The 18,993-nt window shown below is 61.2% G+C and carries 15 protein-coding genes; 5 read left to right on the top strand and 10 right to left on the bottom strand.

What is annotated here, in order from left to right:
- Nucleotides 1-89: 89 nt before the first annotated feature.
- Nucleotides 90-1,796 carry an IlvD/Edd family dehydratase gene (locus tag N554_RS0131740; protein ID WP_029587115.1) on the bottom strand — a complete coding sequence of 569 codons (1,707 nt, stop codon included), beginning with the start codon at nt 1,794-1,796 and terminating at the stop codon, nt 90-92.
- A 113-nt stretch (nt 1,797-1,909) separates the two neighbouring features.
- Entirely contained in the window at nt 1,910-2,734 is an 825-nt protein-coding gene (locus N554_RS0131735; protein ID WP_029587114.1) for an NAD-dependent epimerase/dehydratase family protein, read from the bottom strand.
- A gap of 158 nt (nt 2,735-2,892) precedes the next feature.
- Between N554_RS0131735 and N554_RS0131730 the strand changes: the two genes are divergently transcribed.
- Nucleotides 2,893-3,861: an SMP-30/gluconolactonase/LRE family protein gene (locus tag N554_RS0131730; protein ID WP_029587113.1), complete on the top strand. Its 969-nt coding sequence runs from the start codon at nt 2,893-2,895 to the stop codon at nt 3,859-3,861.
- A 134-nt stretch (nt 3,862-3,995) separates the two neighbouring features.
- Here the strand turns inward: N554_RS0131730 and N554_RS0131725 are convergent, their stop codons facing one another.
- Nucleotides 3,996-5,426, bottom strand: coding sequence for an aldehyde dehydrogenase family protein (locus tag N554_RS0131725; protein WP_029587112.1), 1,431 nt, complete (start codon nt 5,424-5,426; stop codon nt 3,996-3,998).
- 314 nt (nt 5,427-5,740) lie between these two features.
- Nucleotides 5,741-8,107 (bottom strand): transketolase, encoded by a 2,367-nt coding sequence (locus N554_RS0131720; RefSeq protein ID WP_029587111.1) that lies wholly within the window; start codon nt 8,105-8,107, stop codon nt 5,741-5,743.
- A gap of 138 nt (nt 8,108-8,245) precedes the next feature.
- Between N554_RS0131720 and N554_RS0131715 the strand changes: the two genes are divergently transcribed.
- Nucleotides 8,246-8,707: an Lrp/AsnC family transcriptional regulator gene (locus tag N554_RS0131715; RefSeq protein WP_029587110.1), complete on the top strand. Its 462-nt coding sequence runs from the start codon at nt 8,246-8,248 to the stop codon at nt 8,705-8,707.
- Between the two features lie 258 nt (nt 8,708-8,965).
- Here N554_RS0131715 and N554_RS0131705 read toward each other — a convergent pair whose 3' ends face one another.
- From N554_RS0131705 to N554_RS0131690, 4 genes are all read right to left on the bottom strand, one after another.
- Entirely contained in the window at nt 8,966-9,535 is a 570-nt protein-coding gene (locus tag N554_RS0131705) for a carboxymuconolactone decarboxylase family protein (RefSeq protein WP_029587109.1), read from the bottom strand.
- A 114-nt stretch (nt 9,536-9,649) separates the two neighbouring features.
- Entirely contained in the window at nt 9,650-10,591 is a 942-nt protein-coding gene (locus tag N554_RS0131700; protein ID WP_029587108.1) for a DMT family transporter, read from the bottom strand.
- Between the two features lie 207 nt (nt 10,592-10,798).
- Nucleotides 10,799-11,680, bottom strand: coding sequence for an aldo/keto reductase (locus N554_RS0131695; RefSeq protein ID WP_051677832.1), 882 nt, complete (start codon nt 11,678-11,680; stop codon nt 10,799-10,801).
- 107 nt (nt 11,681-11,787) lie between these two features.
- Nucleotides 11,788-12,699: an intradiol ring-cleavage dioxygenase gene (locus N554_RS0131690; protein ID WP_029587106.1), complete on the bottom strand. Its 912-nt coding sequence runs from the start codon at nt 12,697-12,699 to the stop codon at nt 11,788-11,790.
- Nucleotides 12,700-12,834: 135 nt separating this feature from the next.
- On the opposite strand from N554_RS0131690, the gene N554_RS0131685 reads away from it, so the two are divergent.
- A complete protein-coding gene (locus tag N554_RS0131685) occupies nt 12,835-14,109 on the top strand; it encodes a serine hydrolase domain-containing protein (protein WP_029587105.1) in 1,275 nt (424 codons plus the stop codon).
- A 108-nt stretch (nt 14,110-14,217) separates the two neighbouring features.
- Here N554_RS0131685 and N554_RS0131680 read toward each other — a convergent pair whose 3' ends face one another.
- Complete coding sequence (locus N554_RS0131680) at nt 14,218-14,952, bottom strand: cytochrome c biogenesis CcdA family protein (protein WP_029587104.1); 735 nt, start codon at nt 14,950-14,952, stop codon at nt 14,218-14,220.
- A gap of 934 nt (nt 14,953-15,886) precedes the next feature.
- Here N554_RS0131680 and N554_RS0131670 point away from each other — a divergent pair.
- Both N554_RS0131670 and N554_RS0131660 read left to right on the top strand, forming a co-directional pair.
- Entirely contained in the window at nt 15,887-16,282 is a 396-nt protein-coding gene (locus tag N554_RS0131670) for a helix-turn-helix domain-containing protein (RefSeq protein ID WP_029587103.1), read from the top strand.
- Between the two features lie 583 nt (nt 16,283-16,865).
- Complete coding sequence (locus N554_RS0131660) at nt 16,866-17,687, top strand: enoyl-CoA hydratase (protein WP_029587101.1); 822 nt, start codon at nt 16,866-16,868, stop codon at nt 17,685-17,687.
- A gap of 101 nt (nt 17,688-17,788) precedes the next feature.
- Here N554_RS0131660 and N554_RS0131655 read toward each other — a convergent pair whose 3' ends face one another.
- The gene (locus N554_RS0131655; RefSeq protein ID WP_029587100.1) at nt 17,789-18,868 is read right to left on the bottom strand and encodes an isocitrate/isopropylmalate dehydrogenase family protein; all 1,080 of its coding nucleotides are present in this window, start codon (nt 18,866-18,868) and stop codon (nt 17,789-17,791) included.
- Nucleotides 18,869-18,993: the final 125 nt, after the last annotated feature.

Genomic DNA, 18,993 nt, shown 5'->3' with positions numbered 1-18,993 from the left:
ATGCCGCGACGCATCGGCTCCATCGCATGACTATGGAATACTGGATGCCCGCTTTCGCGGGCACGACCGCTGTCTGGTGCGGAAAGACGCTACCCCTTCCCCTTGGCGCGCATGAAATCGAAATCACAGCCTTCGTCGGCCTGCAGGATGGTCTCGTTGAACAGATGCGCGTAGCCGCGCTTCGCCCATTCCGGGGCCGCCACGGGCGCCAGCGCCGCACGGCGCTTTTCAAGCTCGGCCGCGTCGACCAAAAGATCGATGCTTCGTTTTGCGACGTCGAGCCGGATCATGTCGCCATTCTTCACCAGCGCCAGCGGACCGCCCGCGGCGGATTCCGGCGTGATGTGCAGCACGATGGTGCCGAACGCGGTGCCGCTCATCCGCGCGTCCGATATCCGCACCATGTCCTTGACGCCTGCGCGCGCCAGCTTTTTCGGGATCGGCAGATAGCCCGCCTCCGGCATGCCCGGCGCGCCCTTGGGACCGGCGTTGCGCAACACCAGCACGTCGTCGGCATTGACCTCGAGATCGGGACTATCTACCCGCAAGGTCATGTCTTCGACCGACTCGAACACCACGGCGCGGCCGGTATGTTGCAGAAGTTTGGGGCTCGCCGCTGAATGCTTGATCACGGCACCACGCGGCGCGAGATTGCCGTGCAGCACCGCCATCGCGCCCTCGGGCTTGATCGGATCAGTGAGCTGACGGATCGCATCCTGCCCCGGCACCTCCTCGGCGCCGGCGACGACGTCGCGCAGCGTCGCACCGGTGATGGTCTTGGCATCGAGGTCGATCAGATCGCCGAGCTGCGCCATCAGCTTCGGCACGCCGCCGGCATGATGGAAATGCTCCATGTAATGCTCGCCCGACGGCTTCAGGTCGATCAGCACAGGTACCTCGCGGCCGAGCTTGTCGAAGGTTTCGAGATCGATGCGATGTTTGGTGCGATTGGCGATTGCCGTCAGGTGAATGAGGCCGTTGGTGGAGCCACCGATCGCCTGCAGCACCACTTGCGCATTTTTGAACGCCGCCGGCGTCAACAGCTCGCTCGGTCGCGGCGCTTTCGCCATAGCCATCTCGGCGGCGACCTTGCCGCTGGCTTCCGCGGAGCGAAACCGCTCGGCGTGCGGCGCGGGTATCGTTGCGCTCATCGGCAGCGACAAACCCAGCGCTTCGGTGATGCAGGCCATGGTGCTGGCGGTGCCCATTACCATGCAGGTACCGACGGAGGGCGCGAGACGGCCGTTGACCGCTTCAATCTCGACATCGTCGATTTCGCCGGCGCGATACTTTGCCCACAACCGGCGGCAGTCGGTGCAGGCGCCGAGCACCTCGCCCTTGTGATGCCCGACCACCATCGGCCCTACCGGGATGACGACGGTCGGCAGATCGGCGCTGACGACGGCCATCAGCTGCGCCGGCAAGGTCTTGTCGCAGCCGCCGATCACGACCACGGCGTCCATTGGCTGCGCCCGGATCATCTCCTCGGTATCCATCGCCATCAGATTGCGCAGGTACATCGAGGTCGGAAACGCAAAGCTTTCGGCAATCGAGATGGTCGGGAACACCATCGGCATCGCGCCCGCCAGCATCACGCCGCGCTTCACCGCTTCGATGATCTGCGGCACGTTGCCGTGGCACGGATTGTAATCGCTATGGGTGTTGGTGATGCCGACGATCGGCCGATTGAGCGCGTCGTCGGAATAGCCCATCGCCTTGATGAAGGCCTTGCGCAGGAACAGCGAAAATCCGGCGTCGCCATAGCTTGTCAGTCCCTTGCGAAGTCCGTCAGCCATTTGAGTTTCCTTTAGAGTAGAAGCGCCGACGCTCAGCTTCACCTCCCCATTGGGAGAGCGAGCGCACCGTCGTTGTCGCAATGTCGAAGCAAGAGTTCAAGCAGGATCGAATTTTATGCCTGTTTCCAGTCGATGATCTTGCCGGCGTCGCCGCCGAACTCCATGCTGCAGAACGCGCCGCCCTGGTAGAAATCGCTGACGGGGTCGGCCGCAAGCTTGGCCTGCTCGGCCATGGCATGCTCGCGAAAGTCCTCGGCGCGGCCGGTCGGGCGATAGCCGAAGTCGTAGGCGCGGTGATTATCCCACCACGCGCGCTCGTTGTACGACGCGCCGTAGAAAATTTCGAACTGGATATCGGGATGATCGAGCCCGATCCGGCACAGCTGCACCAGATCTTCCGGCTTGAGCCAGATCGATAGCCGGCGGTGGTCCAACGGCTTCTCGCCGAAATTTCCGATCCTAAGGCAGGTCACCTTAAGCCCGTGCTTGTCGGCATAGAGCGCGCCAACCGCCTCGCCGAAGACCTTGCTGACGCCATAGCGGCTGTCGGGGCGGGCCGTCACATCCGTTCCGATCCGGTGATGGCGCGGATAAAAGCCCACCGCGTGGTTCGATGACGCAAACACGATGCGCTTGACGTTCTTTTTGCGCGCCGCCTCGAACAGATTGTAACAGCCGATGATATTGGACTGCAGAATATCGTCCCACGGTCCCTCGACCGAAAACCCGCCAAAATGCAGGATGCCGTCGATGCCCTCGCAAATCGCCTCGACCTGCGCGAGGTCGGACAGTTCGGCCGCCTTGAATTTTTCTTTGGCGCCGAGATCAGCAGGCGTTTTCACATCGCTCAGCAGCAAATCCGGATAGATCGGCGGCAACAATTTGCGCAAGGCCGTGCCGATACCCCCCGACGCTCCAGTCATCAATATGCGTGGCATTTCATCCCTCGTTCTTGCAGCGTTGAAGGGAGTATGGCGCGGTGGCCGCGATGCGGCAAGCGACCACGCGCAACCCAAACACCATCGCCTTGCTTGCTGTTGTAGAAAGTCAATGGTAGCAAACTTGCGAGGAAGCACGGCAACAACGAGAACAGCAAATGTCCGAGGCAACACCCCATTCCGCCGGTTGGCGGCCGGCGACGTATTATCCCGATCCGGCAATCCAGGCGCTCGATCCACGCTTTGAAAAGTACTGGCTGAAACTGTCGGCCGTGGAGCGGCTGACCACGGGATTGCGCTGGGCCGAAGGTCCGGTGTGGTTCGGCGACGGAGGCTATCTGTTGTGCAGCGACATTCCCAACAACCGCATCATCAAGTGGGAAGAGGAAACCGGCGCCGTCAGCATCTTCCGCAAGCCATCGAATTTCGCCAATGGTCATACTCGCGATCGCCAGGGACGGCTGATCACCTGCGAGCATGGCGGACGCCGTGTCACCCGCACCGAATATGACGGCTCGATTACGGTGCTGATGGACTCCTTCGACGGCAAGCGACTGAACTCGCCGAACGACGTCGTGGTGAAATCCGATGCCTCGATCTGGTTCACCGATCCGGTTTTTGGATTGCTCAGCAACTACGAAGGCTACAAGGCCGAATCCGAGATCGACGCCAACGTCTACCGGATCGATGCCAAGAGCGGAAAGGCCAGCATCGTCGCCGAAGGCGTGCTCGGCCCCAATGGGTTGTGCTTCTCGCCGGACGAAAAGATCCTCTATGTCGTGGAATCGCGCGGTGTGCCGAACCGCAAGATCCTCGCCTATGACGTGGCGGCCAACGGGGATAAAATCTCCAACAAGCGGGTGTTCATCGACGCCGGGCCCGGCACACCCGACGGCATGCGCTGCGACATCGACGGCAATCTGTGGTGCGGCTGGGGCATGGGCGATCCCGAGCTCGATGGCGTCGTGGTCTACGCGCCCGATGGCGTTTTGATCGGCCGCATCGCGCTACCCGAACGCTGCGCCAACGTTTGCTTCGGCGGATTGAAGCGCAACCGGCTGTTCATGGCCGCGAGCCAGTCGATCTATGCGTTGTACGTAAACACCCAGGGGGCGCTGGGCGGATAATTCATCCTCGTCCCTGCGAAACCCGGCTCGCGCTTCGCGTGGCCCGGACGACGTCGAGTTTGTACAACTGTCTCAAGACGCAAAACGCCGGAGCGGGATTTAATCCCGCTCCGGCGCTGCGTCACCGCAAAGATTTACGCGGCGTTGAAGCCGGCGATCGCCTTGACCTCGAGATATTCTTCCAGGCCGTATTTGCCCCATTCGCGGCCGTTGCCGGACTGCTTGTAGCCGCCGAACGGCGCGGTGCGGTCGTTCGGCACGCCCTGCAGGTTGACGTTGCCGGCGCGCAGCTTGCGGCCGACCTTGCGGGCGGTTTCGACGGTGTCGGCGGAGACGTAACCCGCCAGACCATACGGCGTATCGTTGGCGATCCGCACCGCGTCGGCTTCATCCTTGGCGCCGAGAATGGTGAGAACGGGGCCGAAAATTTCCTCGCGCGCGATGGTCATGTCGTTGGTGACGTCGGCGAAGATGGTCGGGCGCACATAGAAGCCCTTGTTGACACCTTCCGGCAGACCGGGACCACCGGCAACCAGCGTTGCACCTTCCTCGATGCCCTTCTGAATCAGCGTCTGGATCTTGTCCCACTGGATGCGAGATACGACTGGGCCGATGGTGGTGCCCTCGGCGCGAGGATCGCCGGCCTTGGTCTTGTCGGCCACGCTCTTGGCGATGGCGGCGACTTCCTTCATCTTCGACAGCGGCACAATCATCCGGGACGGTGCGTTGCACGACTGCCCGGAATTGTTGAAGATGTGCATCACGCCGCCGGTGACGGCCTTCGCCAAATCAGCGCCTTCAAGGATGATGTTCGGCGACTTGCCGCCCAATTCCTGGCTGACGCGCTTGACCGTCGGCGCGGCGCGTTTGGCCACATCGATGCCGGCGCGGGTTGAACCGGTGAAGGAGATCATATCGATGTCCGGGTGCTCGCTCATGGCGGCGCCGACTTCAGGGCCGAGGCCGTTGATCAGGTTGAAGACGCCCTTGGGTACGCCGGCTTCGTGCAGGATTTCCGCGAAAATCAGCGCCGACGACGGCGTGAATTCCGACGGCTTCAGGATCATGGTGCAGCCGGCGGCAAGCGCTGGCGCGACCTTGCAGGCGATCTGGTTCAGCGGCCAATTCCATGGCGTAATCATGCCGATGACGCCGACGGGTTCGCGCACCACCATTGCCGAACCGACAGGCTCTTCGAAATTGTAGTTCTTGAGAACCTCCAGCGTGGACGCGAGATGCCCGAGGCCGGCGCCGGCCTGCAGCTTCTCCGCCATCGGCAGCGGCGCGCCCATCTCGTCGGAAACGGCGGCGCCGATATCCTTCATGCGGGTCTTGTAGATTTCGATGACCTTCGAGAGCAGCGCCACGCGGTCCTCGCGGCTGGTCTGCGAAAACGTCTCGAAGGCGCGGCGCGCGGCGGCCACGGCCTTGTCGACGTCGGCCTTGGAGCCTAGCGCAACCTCATACATCGCCTCCTCCGTCGCGGGGTTCACGACGGGCGTAGACTTCTTGACGACGGGATCGACCCAAGCGCCATCGATGTAGAATTGCATGCGGTTGACCATCGTAAACCTCTTGATTTCAGCGGCAAATGGAAGGCGAACGGTGCGTTCAGCAAGCATCCTTGCACGAATGCTCGGAAAATTGAACCCGCCATATGCGGGACGCCGCATGGCAGCGCAAGCAGCATATATAATCAGGGTTGTGGAGGAAGCAACACCAGTCAGTTTAGGCGTCGTTCCGGCCGAGCGAAGCGCGCGCCGGACCGGCACCCATAGCCACCAGCGCCATTTGTTAAAGGAAGTGTCTGCCGCCGTTTAAAGATAGCGACCGCCGCGGACCATGCGCCGCGGCTTTCGCCGGGGCGACAGCCTGAAAACTACACCGCCATTTTGCGGTGCCGCACCGGCCCGCCGGCGGTGAGGCTTTCGGCCGCATCAATGATGGCGTTGGCGTCGATGCCGTGATGGCGATAGAGCTCGCCGATCGTCCCGGTCTGACCGAATTGCTCGACGCCGAGCGCTTCGACCTTGTGGCCGCGCACGCTACCGAGCCAGCCCAGTGTCGCGGGGTGGCCGTCGATCACGGTGACGATGCCGCAATCGCGCGGCAGCGGCGTCAGCAATTTTTCGATATGGCTGAGATGCGGCACGCCGCGCCGGTCGCGGCGCAGCTTGCGCGCCGCGGTCCATCCCGCATGCAGCCGGTCGGCCGACGTGATCGCCAGCAAGCCGACATCCCGGCGGCTTTCGCCGATAAGGCCGATGGCCTCGATCGCTTCGGGCGCGACCGCGCCGGTATAGGCGATCACGGCTTCCGCGTTCGGTCCCGGCTTGCGCAGCCAATAGGCCCCGTCGGTGATGCCCTTCTGCAAGTCGGGTGTCATCATCCGCTGCGGCTGATCAATCGTGCGGGTCGAAAGCCTTAAGTAAACCGAACCGCCCTCGCCGCCTTCGCGCTGCATGTAGCGGAATCCCCAGCCCATGATGACAGCCAACTCATCGACAAAGGCCGGCTCGAACGAGGCGAGGCCATCCTGCGCCATCCCGATCAGCGGCGTCGCGATCGACTGATGAGCGCCGCCTTCCGGCGCCAGCGTGATGCCCGACGGCGTCGCCACCACCATGAAGCGCGCGTCCTGATAACAGGCGTAGTTCAGCGCATCGAGGCCGCGCTCGATGAAGGGATCGTACAACGTTGCGATCGGCAGCAGCCGTTCACCGTTGATGGCGTGCGACAGCCCCAGCGCCGACATCAGGATGAACAGGTTCATCTCGGCGATGCCAAGTTCGATGTGTTGTCCCTTCGGCGAGAAATCCCAGTTGAAGGTCGAGGGTATCTTCTCGCTACGAAACAGGTCGGCCTTCTCGGCGCGCGCGAACAGCCCGCGGCGGTTGACCCAGGCGCCAAGATTGGTCGACACGGTGACGTCGGGCGAAGCGGTGACGATGCGCGAAGCCAATTCGGTATCGCCGCGGGCGAGTTCGTTAAGCACAAAGCCAAAGCCCTGTTGGGTCGACATCTGCGGCGACGGTTTCAGCGACAGCTGCTGCGGCACATCGATTACAGGGGCTGTCAGGCGACGCTGGGATTCGCGGTTGAATGGCGCATCCGCGAGAAACGCCTCCAGCGCCGCCGGCTCTTGAGAGAGCCCTTCGAATTTCTCCCATTCGTGACCCGGTCGGATGTTCTGCGCCGCACGCCACTTCTCCATCTGCGTAACGGTCATCAACCCCGCATGGTTGTCCTTGTGACCCTGGAACGGCAGACCGATGCCTTTGATGGTATAGGCGATGAAGCAGACCGGCCGATCATGATCGATGGCGTCGAAGGCCTCACACATGCTGGCCATGTCGTGGCCGCCGAGATTGGACATCAGTTCAAGCAATTCGTCGTCGCTGCGCTTCTCGATCAGTTGCGACACCGCACCCTGATCGCCAATTTCGTCGCGCAGATGCTTGCGGAACGCGGCTCCGCCCTGAAAGCACAGCGCGGCATACAACTGGTTCGGGCAGGCATCGATCCAACGCTTCAGCGCCTCGCCCCCGGGTTCGGCGAACGCCGCCCGCATCAGGCTGCCGTATTTCACGATCACCACATCCCAGCCGAAATTCCGGAACATGGTCTCGAATTTCTCCCACAGCCCTTCGCGCACCACGGCATCCAGGCTCTGGCGGTTGTAATCGACCACCCACCAGGTGTTGCGCAGGCCGTGCTTCCAGCCCTCCAGCAACGCCTCGAAGATATTGCCCTCGTCCATCTCCGCGTCGCCGACCAGTGCGATCATCCGCCCTTCGGGGCGATCCTTCATCCAGCCATGCGCCTTCACGTAATCCTGCACCAGCGAGGAGAACAATGTCTGCGCCACGCCGAGCCCCACGGAGCCGGTGGAGAAATCGACGTCGTCGGCGTCCTTGGTGCGCGACGGATAGGACTGCGCGCCCTTAAACCCGCGAAAATTTTCCAGCTTCTCGCGGGTCTGGCGTCCGAACAGATACTGGATGGCGTGAAACACCGGGCTGGCATGCGGCTTCACTGCGACGCGGTCTTCCGGCCGCAACACCGAGAAATACAGCGCCGACATGATGGTCGCGAGCGATGCCGACGAGGCCTGATGACCGCCGACCTTCAAGCCGTCGGCATTGAGCCGGATGTGATTGGCGTGATGGATGGTCCACGAGGACAGCCATAAGACTTTGCGTGCCAGCGCGGACAGCAGTTCAAGGCGTGCGGGTTCTCTCGCCATGGCGGTGCTCCGGGCGCTCCTAATTACCCGGCGATGGTAGCGTGTCGCCTTCCGCTAAATATCTCAAATTCGCGCGACATACACCTGTAGATTGGGATAGTATACCAATCCGAACCTCGCCTGCCAGAGTTTATCCCAATGCAAGCCTTGGATGCTATCGACCGCAAAATCCTTGCCGTGCTGCAATCCGACAGCCGTACCACCATGCAGGAGCTCGCCGACAAGGTTGGATTGTCCGTCTCGCCCTGCCATCGCCGGGTCAAATTGTTGGAAGAGCGCGGCGTAATCACGCGCTACATCGCGACCGTCGACCAGAAATCGCTGGGCTTGCACGTCAGCGTGTTCATCTCGATCAAGCTCGCGCGGCAAAAGGAGGAGGATCTCAACCGGTTTGCGAAAGCGATCTCGAGATGGGACGAGGTTTTGGAGTGCTATCTGATGACCGGCAATCGCGACTATCTCTTGCGCGTCGTCGCCGCCGACCTGTCTTCATACGAGGCTTTTTTGAAAAACAAGCTGACCCGGCTCGACGGCATCGCCTCAATCGAATCGAGCTTTGCGCTCAGCCAGGTGAAGTATTCGATCGCACTACCGGTGTGATTGTATCAGGCCGTCATTGCGAGCGAAGCGAAGCAATCCAGAACTAGCCTAGGGAAGCAAGGCCGGATTGGTTCGTCGCTCAAGCTCCTCGCAATGACGGTTCGCCAATCTCGAAGGACGCGATTCTCACCATGAGGAAAACCAGAGTTACCGCCACGGCTCGACGATGATCTTGGTGTGACGCTCCGGATTGGCCACGTCAGTGTACGCGGCGGCGACGCCGTCGATGCCGCGGCGGTCGGCGCCAGCCACGTCGGTCTATCTCGAAGTCTCCGGCACCGGGACGTCGAACGTGTTCAACGTGACCGACACCAGACAATACAGCCCCACGAGATAGGACAGTTCCGCGGCGCCATGCTGGCCGAACTGCTCGACGGCCGCGCGATAAGTGAGCTCGGGCAGCACACCGCCGCCAACAAGCGCCGAGGCAACGTCGTAGGCGACAGCTTCCTGCCGTGTCAGATCCGTCGGCCGCTGCCCCGCGACGATCGTCGCCAGCTTCTCGTCCGACAGGCCCCGATGCTCCGCAAAGATGGCGTGCGCGTAGAGCTCATAGGCTGACCGGAAATGCGCGCCGGTCACGAGAATAGCAATTTCCCGCACGGCCGCTGGCAACGACGGCTTCGACACCATCGCTTTCGTCAGTTCCCAAACCGGCTTGCCGAATTGCGGTTCGTGAATCCACGGATTCCACGGACCGAGCAGCGCGCCATCGTCGCGTATATTGATGAAGCCCTGAAAGTTCCTGGCTATGCCCTCTCGCATGTCGTCATAAAGGGGCTTCTGCTCGGAATTCAGTTCCGCTGGCGGAAGGATTGGCAAACGCATGTCACTGTCTCCATGTGACCCGGCGCGGAGATGATCGCCGTTCAACAACGCAATGGCAAACGAATTGATGCTTCAGCGGGGCAGCCTCACGTCGACGTGAGAGAATGCCGCTAATCAGGCGTTGGGAGAGGGCTCGGCCTGCACCGAAAGCTGCGACCGCCTGACACGCTCGCGGTGTGCGGTGTAGAGACCGCTAGCGACGATAAAGATAGCGCCGCCGACGGTCCAGATATCCGGCACCTCGCCGAAAACCACAAAGCCGAGGATGCTGACCCACAAAAGCTGGATGTACGAAAACGGCGCGAGCACAGAGGCGTCGGCATAACGAAAAGCGAGCACGACGATCCACTGTCCCGCGGTCGACGCAACGCCGATGAAAATTCCGAACAGAATATCGTTCCAGCTCGGGGTGACCCAGACGAACGGGACCAGCGCTGATAAAATGCAAACGCCCGTGATCGACGAATAGGTCATCGTGGTGATGGCGTGTTCCCCTCCGCTCATCATCCGCGTCATGATCAACGTACAGGCCCAAGCCAGCGCCGAGACGATCGGGAAGAACGCGGCGGGATGAAACGCGGCCGTGCCCGGCCGCAGGATAATCAGCACGCCGATCAATCCAACCGCGGTCGCAAGCCACCGGCGCACGCCCACCCGCTCGCCAAGAAAAAAGATCGACAGTGCCGTAACGAACAGCGGCGCGACGAAACCGGTGGCGGACGCTTCGGCGATCGGGAGAAACCGCAAGCCGGAGATGAAAAACACCGAGGACGACACCAATGCGACGCCACGCATCAGCTGAAGACCGGGGCGCTCGGTCCGCAAGGCATACAAGGGCGAGCCCGGCAGCATCGCCGGAACCATGATCAGCGCGAACACCAGAAATCGAACCCAGGCGATCTCGATCGAGGGAAGCGTTGCCGAAAGGTATTTCGCGGTGACATCTGACGCCCCGAGAAACACGGTCGATGCGAGGATCAGCGCGATGCCGCGGAACGGCCGGTCGGCGCGCGCCGGTGCGGTGCGTGCGATCGGCTTCTTGTCAGGTAAAGGCAATGGAGCGCTGTCTAGCCTGGCGGCTGCGGCGGGTGGCGGGGTCACGGTCAACTCGGGCGCAGAATTGAAACTATCGAATCGGGCAAGTTCCTTCAAAAACGCTAATTGCCTGAATTCTACAAGGTCCGAAATCAAGAAGCCGATATGCGCGATTGCGCGCGGCGGCTCGTCGGGGCCGCTGAAACGTCTTGTTAAGAACTGTGTCCGCTACAGCATCGGCAGGCTTGGCGGGCGGGGCCCGCGCGGAAAGGCTTTGTCCAGCTCGGCGATCTCGCTCTCGCTAAGCGTCAGTTCCCCTGCCGCGGCGTTGTCGGCGGCGTGTTCCGGCGTCGAGGCTTTCGGAATGGCAAATACCGACGGGACCCGCGTCAGAAAACTCAAGGCGACCTGGCGCGACGATCCGCCATGCGCTTCCGCTATCGACTGCAGCAGCTCGCCCGCCTTGCTGCGCAGAGACGGGAAATCATCGTGACCGAACGGCGAATAGGCGACCACGGCAACACCGTGCGCCTCGCACCACGGAATCACCGCGTGTTCGATCGCGCGTTCCCCGAGATGATAGAGTACCTGGTTGCAGGCAATCCTGCCCTCGCCGGCAAGCGCCAGCATCTCCTCGAGATCATCGGCGTCGAAATTGCTGACGCCCCAAGAGCGGATTTTCCCGGCGCCGGCCAATTCCTCGAACGCAGCCACAGTCTCCGCCAGCGGATATGACCCACGCCAGTGCAGGAGATAGCAATCGAGCCGGTCGGTCTTGAGCCGCTTCAGCGAACGCTCGCACGCCGTGATCGTGCCGCGCCGCGATGCGTTGCTCGGCAACACCTTCGATACCAGAAAGGTCTCGTCGCGCCGACCGGCGATCGCGTCCGCGATCACCAGCTCGGCATCGCCATACATTTCGGCGGTGTCGATGTGGGTCATGCCGACGTCGATGCCGCGGCGCAAGGCTGCGACCGCCCGCTTGCGATCTCCGCGATCGATATACCAGGTGCCTTGCCCGATCACGGACACGTGCGGACCGCTCAAGCCAAAGTTTTGTTTTTTCAAAAGTGCCTCGCACAGATTGGGCGCCGTCGTGCCGAAACGCATCGCAAAAAGCATAGAACACCCCGACTGCCCGTTCGCATCCCAAAGTTGCGATAGGCCCATTCTTTGTGCGCCGCACAAAAGATAAGCGCGTCGCCGTGCTGCCGATTTCAGGCGTCTTCAGTCGCCGCCATCATCGGTTTCGGTGCGGTCCCTTTGCCGGGCTTCATACGAAAATCGTACCTCATCAAATGCCAGGGCGCGGCAGCGGGCTTGCCGTCCGGCATCACCGGATCTGTGCGCTTCTCGACTCTGGCGATCAGGTCGTTCTTCACGCCGAACACCACGTCGGAATCGAGATACTTGTCGCCTTCGATAAAGACATGGGTGATCAGCGGCTCATAGCCCGGCGCATCGACGAGAAAATGCACATGCGCCGGCCGCATCGGGTGACGCCGAACCTGCAGGATCATCTCACCGACCGGGCCATCGGTCGGGATCGGATAGCTGCAAGGCAGGATGGTGCGAAAGAAGAACCGGCCGTCGGCATCGGTAATAAACCGCGCCCGGGATGACGAACCCTGCGTCTCATAGGACGGCTTCTGCGAATCGTAGAAACCGTCGTCGTCGGCGTGCCAGACGTCCACCGGGACGCCCGCCAGCGGTTTGCCCTTGAGATCGGTGACGCGGCCTTGCACAAACATCCGTTCTCCCGGCAGGTCGGCCGAAATGTCCGCACCGTGAGCCGTTGGTTTGTGCTCGCCGACGTAGAATGGGCCGAGCACAGTGGTCTCGGTAGCACCGTCGCGATCACGATGGTTCACGGCGTCGACCAGCATGGAAACCCCAAGGACATCGGAGAGCAGGATGAACTCCTGGCGGGTCGACGAGCATTTCTGCCCGGTACGGGTGAGAAAATCAATCGCGGCGCCCCATTCGTCGAAGGTGAGATCGGTTTTGCGGACGAAATCGTGCAACGATTTCACCAGTTCTTCCATTAGGAACTTGACGCGCGGGTCCGGCGTCTCCTCAAAGCTGCGGATGACGGCGGCGGTAAGTTCGGTGTCGTCGAATTGGGGCATCGTTGCTCCTGCGGGTTACGCGATTGCACGCGTAAGCCTACATCAGCGACCGGACAAGGGTAAGCATACGGCGATTGGAACCTGGCGCGCTTTCGGCTATCAAGCTGACCAGCGAAAGCTCCGGAGATCATCCCGATGTTAGCCCCGCCCCCTGCCTTCCCCGAATCCGCCGGCATGTCCAAGGCCGCCTTCGACCGTGTCGAAGCGCATCTGAAGCACCGCTACATCGATGCCGGCAGGTTCCCGGGAACGCAGCTGTTGGTCTACCGCCGCGGCAAGGTCGTCCATAGCGCGGTACAGGGCTTTGCCGACGTCGAGCGCAAAGCGCCCGTGAAAGACGATACCATCTTTCGCATCTATTCGATGACCAAGCCGATCACGAGCGTGGCGTTCATGATGCTGTTCGAGGAAGGCCGCGTCGCGCTCGACGAGCCCGTTCATGAATATATCCCGGAATGGAAAAACCTCGGCGTTTTCCAGGCCGGAACAGCGCCGGCATTTCTGACCAAGCCGCCGTCACGACCAATGTTGATCGTAGATCTTCTGCGGCACACCTCCGGCCTGACGTACGGCTTCCAGCAGCGGTCCAACGTGGATGCCGCGTATCGCGAAATGAAAGTCGGCGAGGTCGTGAAGGCGGGAACGCTGCAATCGATGATCGACGAACTTGCAGGAATTCCATTGGAATTCTCGCCCGGCGAGGCCTGGAATTATTCCGTGTCGACTGACGTGATTGGCTATCTCATCGGCAAAATCAGCGGCAAGCCATTCGAACAGTTTCTGAAAGAGCGTATCTTTGAGCCGCTGGGCATGACCGATACCGACTTTTTTGTGCCGGCCGACAAGGCCCATCGTTTCGCGGCGTGTTACTCGGCCGACCCGCAAGGCGGCATCACGTTCCATGCGACCGATCGCAAGGGCGGCATGACGCTGCAGGACGATCCGACCAAGAGCGCGTTCCTCTCGCCGCCGTCGTTCGTTTCGGGAGGCAGCGGGTTGTGTTCGACCGCGGCCGATTATCTCACCTTCTGCCGCACGCTGCTCGGCGGCGGTGAACTCGGCGGCGTCAGGCTGATCAGTCCCAAAACGCTGGCACTGATGACGACAAATCATCTGCCCGGCGGACGCGCCCTGCCGGAAATGTCGAGGTCACTGTTCTCTGAGGCGACCTACAACGGCATCGGCTTCGGTCTTGGTTTTTCCGTCACGATGAACCCCGCGCAGACATTGATCCCGGGCAGCGCCGGCGAATATGCCTGGGGAGGCGTTGCCACGACATCGTTCTGGATCGATCCCGTGGAAGAGCTGATCGCCATTTTCATGACCCAGGTGCTGCCGTCGAGCGCGTATCCGATACGCCGCGAACTGCGCACCATGATTTATTCGGCGATTACCGACAGCAATCTCTGAGGAAACGGCGCGCCTTTCGCATCGCGCTCGCGGGCGTCAGTTGGAGGTAGCTTGCGAGCTGAAATTTTGGCGGATTTCGGGCTTCTCGATGCTCACGATGATTTGGCCCTAGCCAAAATTCTGCAACGCTGGAAACGTCTCCAGCAGCCAGATGCTCACATTGGATACGGTGCCGGTGAGAAAGCCGATGCCGGTGATGATCATCAGCACGCCCATCGCCCGCTCCACGGTCGCGAGATGCCGCTTCATTCGCGAGAACAGCGTCGAGAACTGTTCAACCATGAAAGCCGCTATCAGGAAGGGAACCCCGAGCCCGGCGGAATAGACTGCGAGCAGGCCTGCGCCCTTCGCCACCGTTGCTTCGGCGGCAGCGACCGAAAGGATCGCTGCGAGAATCGGGCCAATGCAGGGGGTCCAGCCGAACGCAAAGGCCAGGCCCATCACATAGGCCCCCCACAAACCCACGGGCTTTGGAATCGGCAGACGCCCTTCCCGCATCAGAAATCCGATCCGCGTCAGCCCGAGGAAGTGCAGGCCCATGACGATAATGACGATGCCTGCGACAATCGCGAGCTCCGCCGACCAGGCGCGGATCAAGCCGCCAATCAGCGACGCGCTGGCGCCGAGCGCCACGAATATCGTCGAAAAGCCGAGCACGAACATGAGCGCAGATACCATCACCGCGCGCTTCGAGGACGATACCGTCTGTTCATTGGCGACGCGCTCGATGGTCGCGCCGGTGAGGTAGATCAGATACGGCGGCACCAAAGGCAGCACGCACGGCGACAGAAAGCTGACCAGGCCGGCAATCAGCGCCGCGGGAATCGAGACATCGTGAATCATTCAGTCATCGCTGATAATTTGCGGCTTGCCATCTTGGCTAAGCCTGGTATCGGGAAGCACCGGTTGGTCCCGATTGGTGTAGCGGATGCGCAAAAATGCGCAATCGCACCGGCGATGGCGGTGGACCTTCTCGATCAACAATGCGGCATTGCGGCAACTGGTCGCGCACCGCGGCCGCAACGCTATCGGCAAACCGCGGACGGGATTCGGCGTATCCCGTTCACGAACCGACGCCGCTCTTTGACCAGCTTCAGCAGAGGGCGATGAGTCTGTCGTTTGTTCAACAACGCGGTGAAGGATCTGCAAGCGTAGCACGACGGGCTACTGCGCTCGGATAGCATTTCGCAGGATACGGTTCAAAGCGCGCGATCCAGCGGACGAACTGGGTTGCGCGGTTGAAATGATCCAGAACCTTTCGGGCAATTGTCGAGCGCGCGATTGACCTCGAAAGACTTACAACTGAAGGCCTATAGCTGAAGGCCTATATGGGCCTCGCTTTCGCGAACCCCTGAGTTCCCCTGGCACGGGACAAATAGCATAAGCGTCAAAACGCGTGGCCGGCGAACCCGCTGCGGTTGTGGATTGCGAAATATTCTGCCAAGCTAGCAGGCGGAACGGGCGCCACCTCGTGGACCGTTGTCAGCAACGCATGCTTCCGACCTACGATTGCGCGTTTGGCGGGAAGATAGTACCTCTTGAGATTGAATTACGCCGGCCATTCAATATTTGGCTGTCGTATCATCCAGCGGCCGATGCCGAGAGCACGGCAAATGATCGATTGGTTGGTAGAAGCCTTTCATCTTACAAAATTCTCATGCTAAGACGATTCATCGATTCAAACGAATTTAAAGCAGTATAGAATTTAAAGCAGTATATAGAGGTGAATCCCTAACCCATGTGTGCGGGGCTTCGACCGAAGGACGGTGAAACCAGAATGAACAAATCAGCAGCAAAGAAAATGAAGCAGCGCAGTGCCGGCAAGCCGGACATTGAGCTGGGCAAGCGCATCCGGCTGCGGCGCGTCGAGCAACGAATCTCACAGGCGGAGCTCGGCGACAAACTGGGCGTTAGCTTTCAGCAGGTTCAAAAATATGAGAAGGGCGTCAACCGGGTCGGCGCCGCCCGTCTTCAGCAAATCGCTACCGCGCTCGACGTACCCGTCACATTCTTCTACGACGGCGACGGCAAGGCTCGAGAGGTTGAAAGCCTGCTGTTTCTCGACAGCGCGTTCAGCCTGAGGTTGCTGCGGGCCTACAGCAAGATCAAGGATCAGACCGTGCAACGTCAGCTGGTGTCCTTGATGGAATCGATTGCCGCGAACGAACACTAGGCGATCCGGTTCTCGCTGATGGTTTGACGCGTCGCGGACACGATCGATCAGCGCAAGCGGATCCGCCGGCAGGCTATCGCCGCGCCAGGCCACAAACTGGTCCGGCCGCGACAACATCAGCCTGCCGCAGTATGAAATGGCGTTATTTGGCCGTTCGATGTCGAGAACCTTCAGCGGAACGACCCTCTCGCGAGCCGCGGTTTCAAGTGCGGCCACATCCATAGCAGAATCGAATCTCAGCGGAGCGAACTCGGGTCCTATCGCGTCGTAAAGCGAGCTGCCGTCTTCGCACCACATGTGCGGCGTGCGGTAGTTGGGGGGACGGTCGACGGCGTATACCTGTTCATCACTTGCTCCGCGCCGAGCATCGTACCGCCGAAGAAGCGGCGTTCGTCAATCAGGCGGGCAATCTTCCTTGACGGCGTCGCACAGTAGGCGATTGCCGATCTGGCGGCGGAGAAACATCCCTCGTTGGCCGACTGTTGAACTAAAATGCCGGTACGACCGGCCTTCGCGCGGGCGAACATCGGTCTGTTCCTGATTCCTGAAGCCACTATCCTCTCACGAATCGAAAGCCGCACCGATGTTGAACGTTTCCAAAGCTTCCGACATATCCTTCGCCGACGGCAAAATCCAGCAGAGCGTCGCTGGCGGCGTCGGCGTCATTACCTTCAATAATCCCGAGAAGCGCAATGCGATGTCACTCGATATGTGGGAGGGGCTTGGTCACGCACTGATTGAACTGCGCGACGATCCCGATGTGCGCGTCGTGATCATGGTCGGCGCCGGGGACAAGGCGTTCGTTTCGGGTGCGGATATCAGCCAGTTCGAGAAAACTCGCCACAACGCCGAGGCGGCGGAAGAATATGCGAAACGCAGCGTCGCGCAGCGCGCTCTGCTGGCGGACTATCCGAAGCCGACCATCGCCTGCATCCGAGGCTTCTGCCTCGGCGGCGGAATGCAGGTGGCGATGCTGGCGGACATCCGCATCGCCGCCGAGAACAGCCAGTTCGGCATTCCCGCAGCCAAGCTTGGCATCGCCTATGGCTATGACGGCCTCAAGCATCTGGTCTCGTTGGTCGGACCGTCATGGGCGCGACTGCTGATGTATACGGGAATGCGGATCGATTCCGCGGAGGCCGGCAGGATTGGCCTGGTCGATCGCGTGGTGCCCGATGCCGAATTGTGGAACGCGACATTGGATATCGCCCGCACCATTTCCAGCAACGCGCCGCTGGCGATCCAGGCCGCCAAGATCACCATCGCGCAGGTGCTGAAGGATCCCGACCAGCGCGACATGGACGCGATCAAGCAGATCGGCATCGCCTGCATGGACAGCGAGGACTTTCGCGAGGGCCGTCGCGCCTTCATGGAAAAGCGCAAGCCGCAGTTCAGCGGACGATAGCAACAAGGCCTTCGCGCACGCTTATACCGCTTCAACCAAAGATGGCAGCGACGATCAAATCAAGATGGCTCTCGAAAGAACATTGCGGCTCCTTCGATTGGCTATAACGCAGCAAGTACCGCCTTGGCGATATCGGCAGTGCCGTTACGGCCGCCGAATTCCATCGGCTTGATGCCGTCGGCATAGACCTTGTCGACCGCGCGCTCGATGCGCTCGCTGGCCTCCGTCGCGCTTTCGAGACCGTGCTTGTCGGCCAGCCAGTCCAGCATCATCGCCGCGGAAAGAATCATCCCGGTCGGGTTGGCCTTGCCCTGGCCCATGATGTCGGGTGCGGTGCCGTGGCACGGCTGGAACACTGCGTGGCGGTCGCCGATATCGGCCGACGGCGCCATGCCCATGCCGCCGATCAGGCCGGCCGTCATGTCGGAGAGAATATCGCCAAACATGTTCTCCATCACCATCACGTCAAAGTCCCAGGGACGCTTGACCAGGAGCGCCGAGCAGGCGTCGACATAGAGCCGGTCAGTTGTGACGTCGGGATGCCGCGCCGCAGCTTGGTCGAACATTTCGCGGAAGAACGCGAACGCCTTGAACACGTTTGCCTTGTCGACGCAGGTTAGCGCGCCCGGCCGGCCGCGCGCCTTGCGGCGTTCTGCCAGCCGAAACGAAAACTCGAACAACCGCTCGGACGTTTTGCGCGTGATCACCAGCGTCTCCCGGGCTTCGGTATCGGTGACGACGCCCTTCCCCATCGACGCAAACAAGCCCTCGGTGGATTCCCGGATCACGATGAGATCGATGCCGCGCCGATCCGCGCCGACGATCGGGCTCGGCACGCCCGGAATAAGGCGCGCCGGGCGCACTCCGGCATAGAGGTCGAAATGGAAGCGCAGTTCCACCTGCGGCATGATTTCGGTGTTGTCGGGATAGCGCACCGAAGGCAATCCGCAGGCGCCGAGCAGGATGGCGTCGGCTTCATCGCATAGCCGCACCGTGCTGTCCGGCATCGACTTGCCGGTCGCGCGATAATTGTTGGCACCGGCCGGCGCATCGGTGAAGCGAAACTTCAGATCCGAGGTTGCCTCGATCTTGCGCAAGACTTCGAGCGCCGGAGCCATCACCTCAGGGCCGATGCCATCGCCGGCAAGCACGGCGATGTGGAGCGCGTCATTAGCTGACATGGATTTTCCTTAAGAGAATCGAGAAACAACGGATCAGGATCATTGCGAGCCTACAGGTTGGCGCAAAGCACCGCCGGATAACAGGCTCCGCGAAGCATCCGGAGCCGGAATAAGGTTGCGAGTTG

It is taken from the genome of Bradyrhizobium sp. URHD0069, assembly GCF_000701345.1.
Classification (GTDB): Bacteria; Pseudomonadota; Alphaproteobacteria; order Rhizobiales; family Xanthobacteraceae; genus Bradyrhizobium.
Note: the sequence above shows the minus strand (reverse complement) of the source record. Positions and strands in the feature narration are given on the sequence as shown.

Coding starts and splice junctions, on each gene's coding strand:
- N554_RS0131685 (WP_029587105.1), top strand. CDS start 12,835: ATGTTAGCCCCGCCCCCTGCCTTCCCCGAATCCGCCGGCATGTCCAAG.
- N554_RS0131730 (WP_029587113.1), top strand. CDS start 2,893: ATGTCCGAGGCAACACCCCATTCCGCCGGTTGGCGGCCGGCGACGTAT.
- N554_RS0131715 (WP_029587110.1), top strand. CDS start 8,246: ATGCAAGCCTTGGATGCTATCGACCGCAAAATCCTTGCCGTGCTGCAA.
- N554_RS0131660 (WP_029587101.1), top strand. CDS start 16,866: ATGTTGAACGTTTCCAAAGCTTCCGACATATCCTTCGCCGACGGCAAA.
- N554_RS0131695 (WP_051677832.1), bottom strand. CDS start 11,680: ATGCGTTTCGGCACGACGGCGCCCAATCTGTGCGAGGCACTTTTGAAA.
- N554_RS0131690 (WP_029587106.1), bottom strand. CDS start 12,699: ATGCCCCAATTCGACGACACCGAACTTACCGCCGCCGTCATCCGCAGC.
- N554_RS0131705 (WP_029587109.1), bottom strand. CDS start 9,535: ATGCGTTTGCCAATCCTTCCGCCAGCGGAACTGAATTCCGAGCAGAAG.
- N554_RS0131670 (WP_029587103.1), top strand. CDS start 15,887: ATGAACAAATCAGCAGCAAAGAAAATGAAGCAGCGCAGTGCCGGCAAG.
- N554_RS0131725 (WP_029587112.1), bottom strand. CDS start 5,426: ATGGTCAACCGCATGCAATTCTACATCGATGGCGCTTGGGTCGATCCC.
- N554_RS0131740 (WP_029587115.1), bottom strand. CDS start 1,796: ATGGCTGACGGACTTCGCAAGGGACTGACAAGCTATGGCGACGCCGGA.
- N554_RS0131655 (WP_029587100.1), bottom strand. CDS start 18,868: ATGTCAGCTAATGACGCGCTCCACATCGCCGTGCTTGCCGGCGATGGC.
- N554_RS0131680 (WP_029587104.1), bottom strand. CDS start 14,952: ATGATTCACGATGTCTCGATTCCCGCGGCGCTGATTGCCGGCCTGGTC.
- N554_RS0131735 (WP_029587114.1), bottom strand. CDS start 2,734: ATGCCACGCATATTGATGACTGGAGCGTCGGGGGGTATCGGCACGGCC.
- N554_RS0131720 (WP_029587111.1), bottom strand. CDS start 8,107: ATGGCGAGAGAACCCGCACGCCTTGAACTGCTGTCCGCGCTGGCACGC.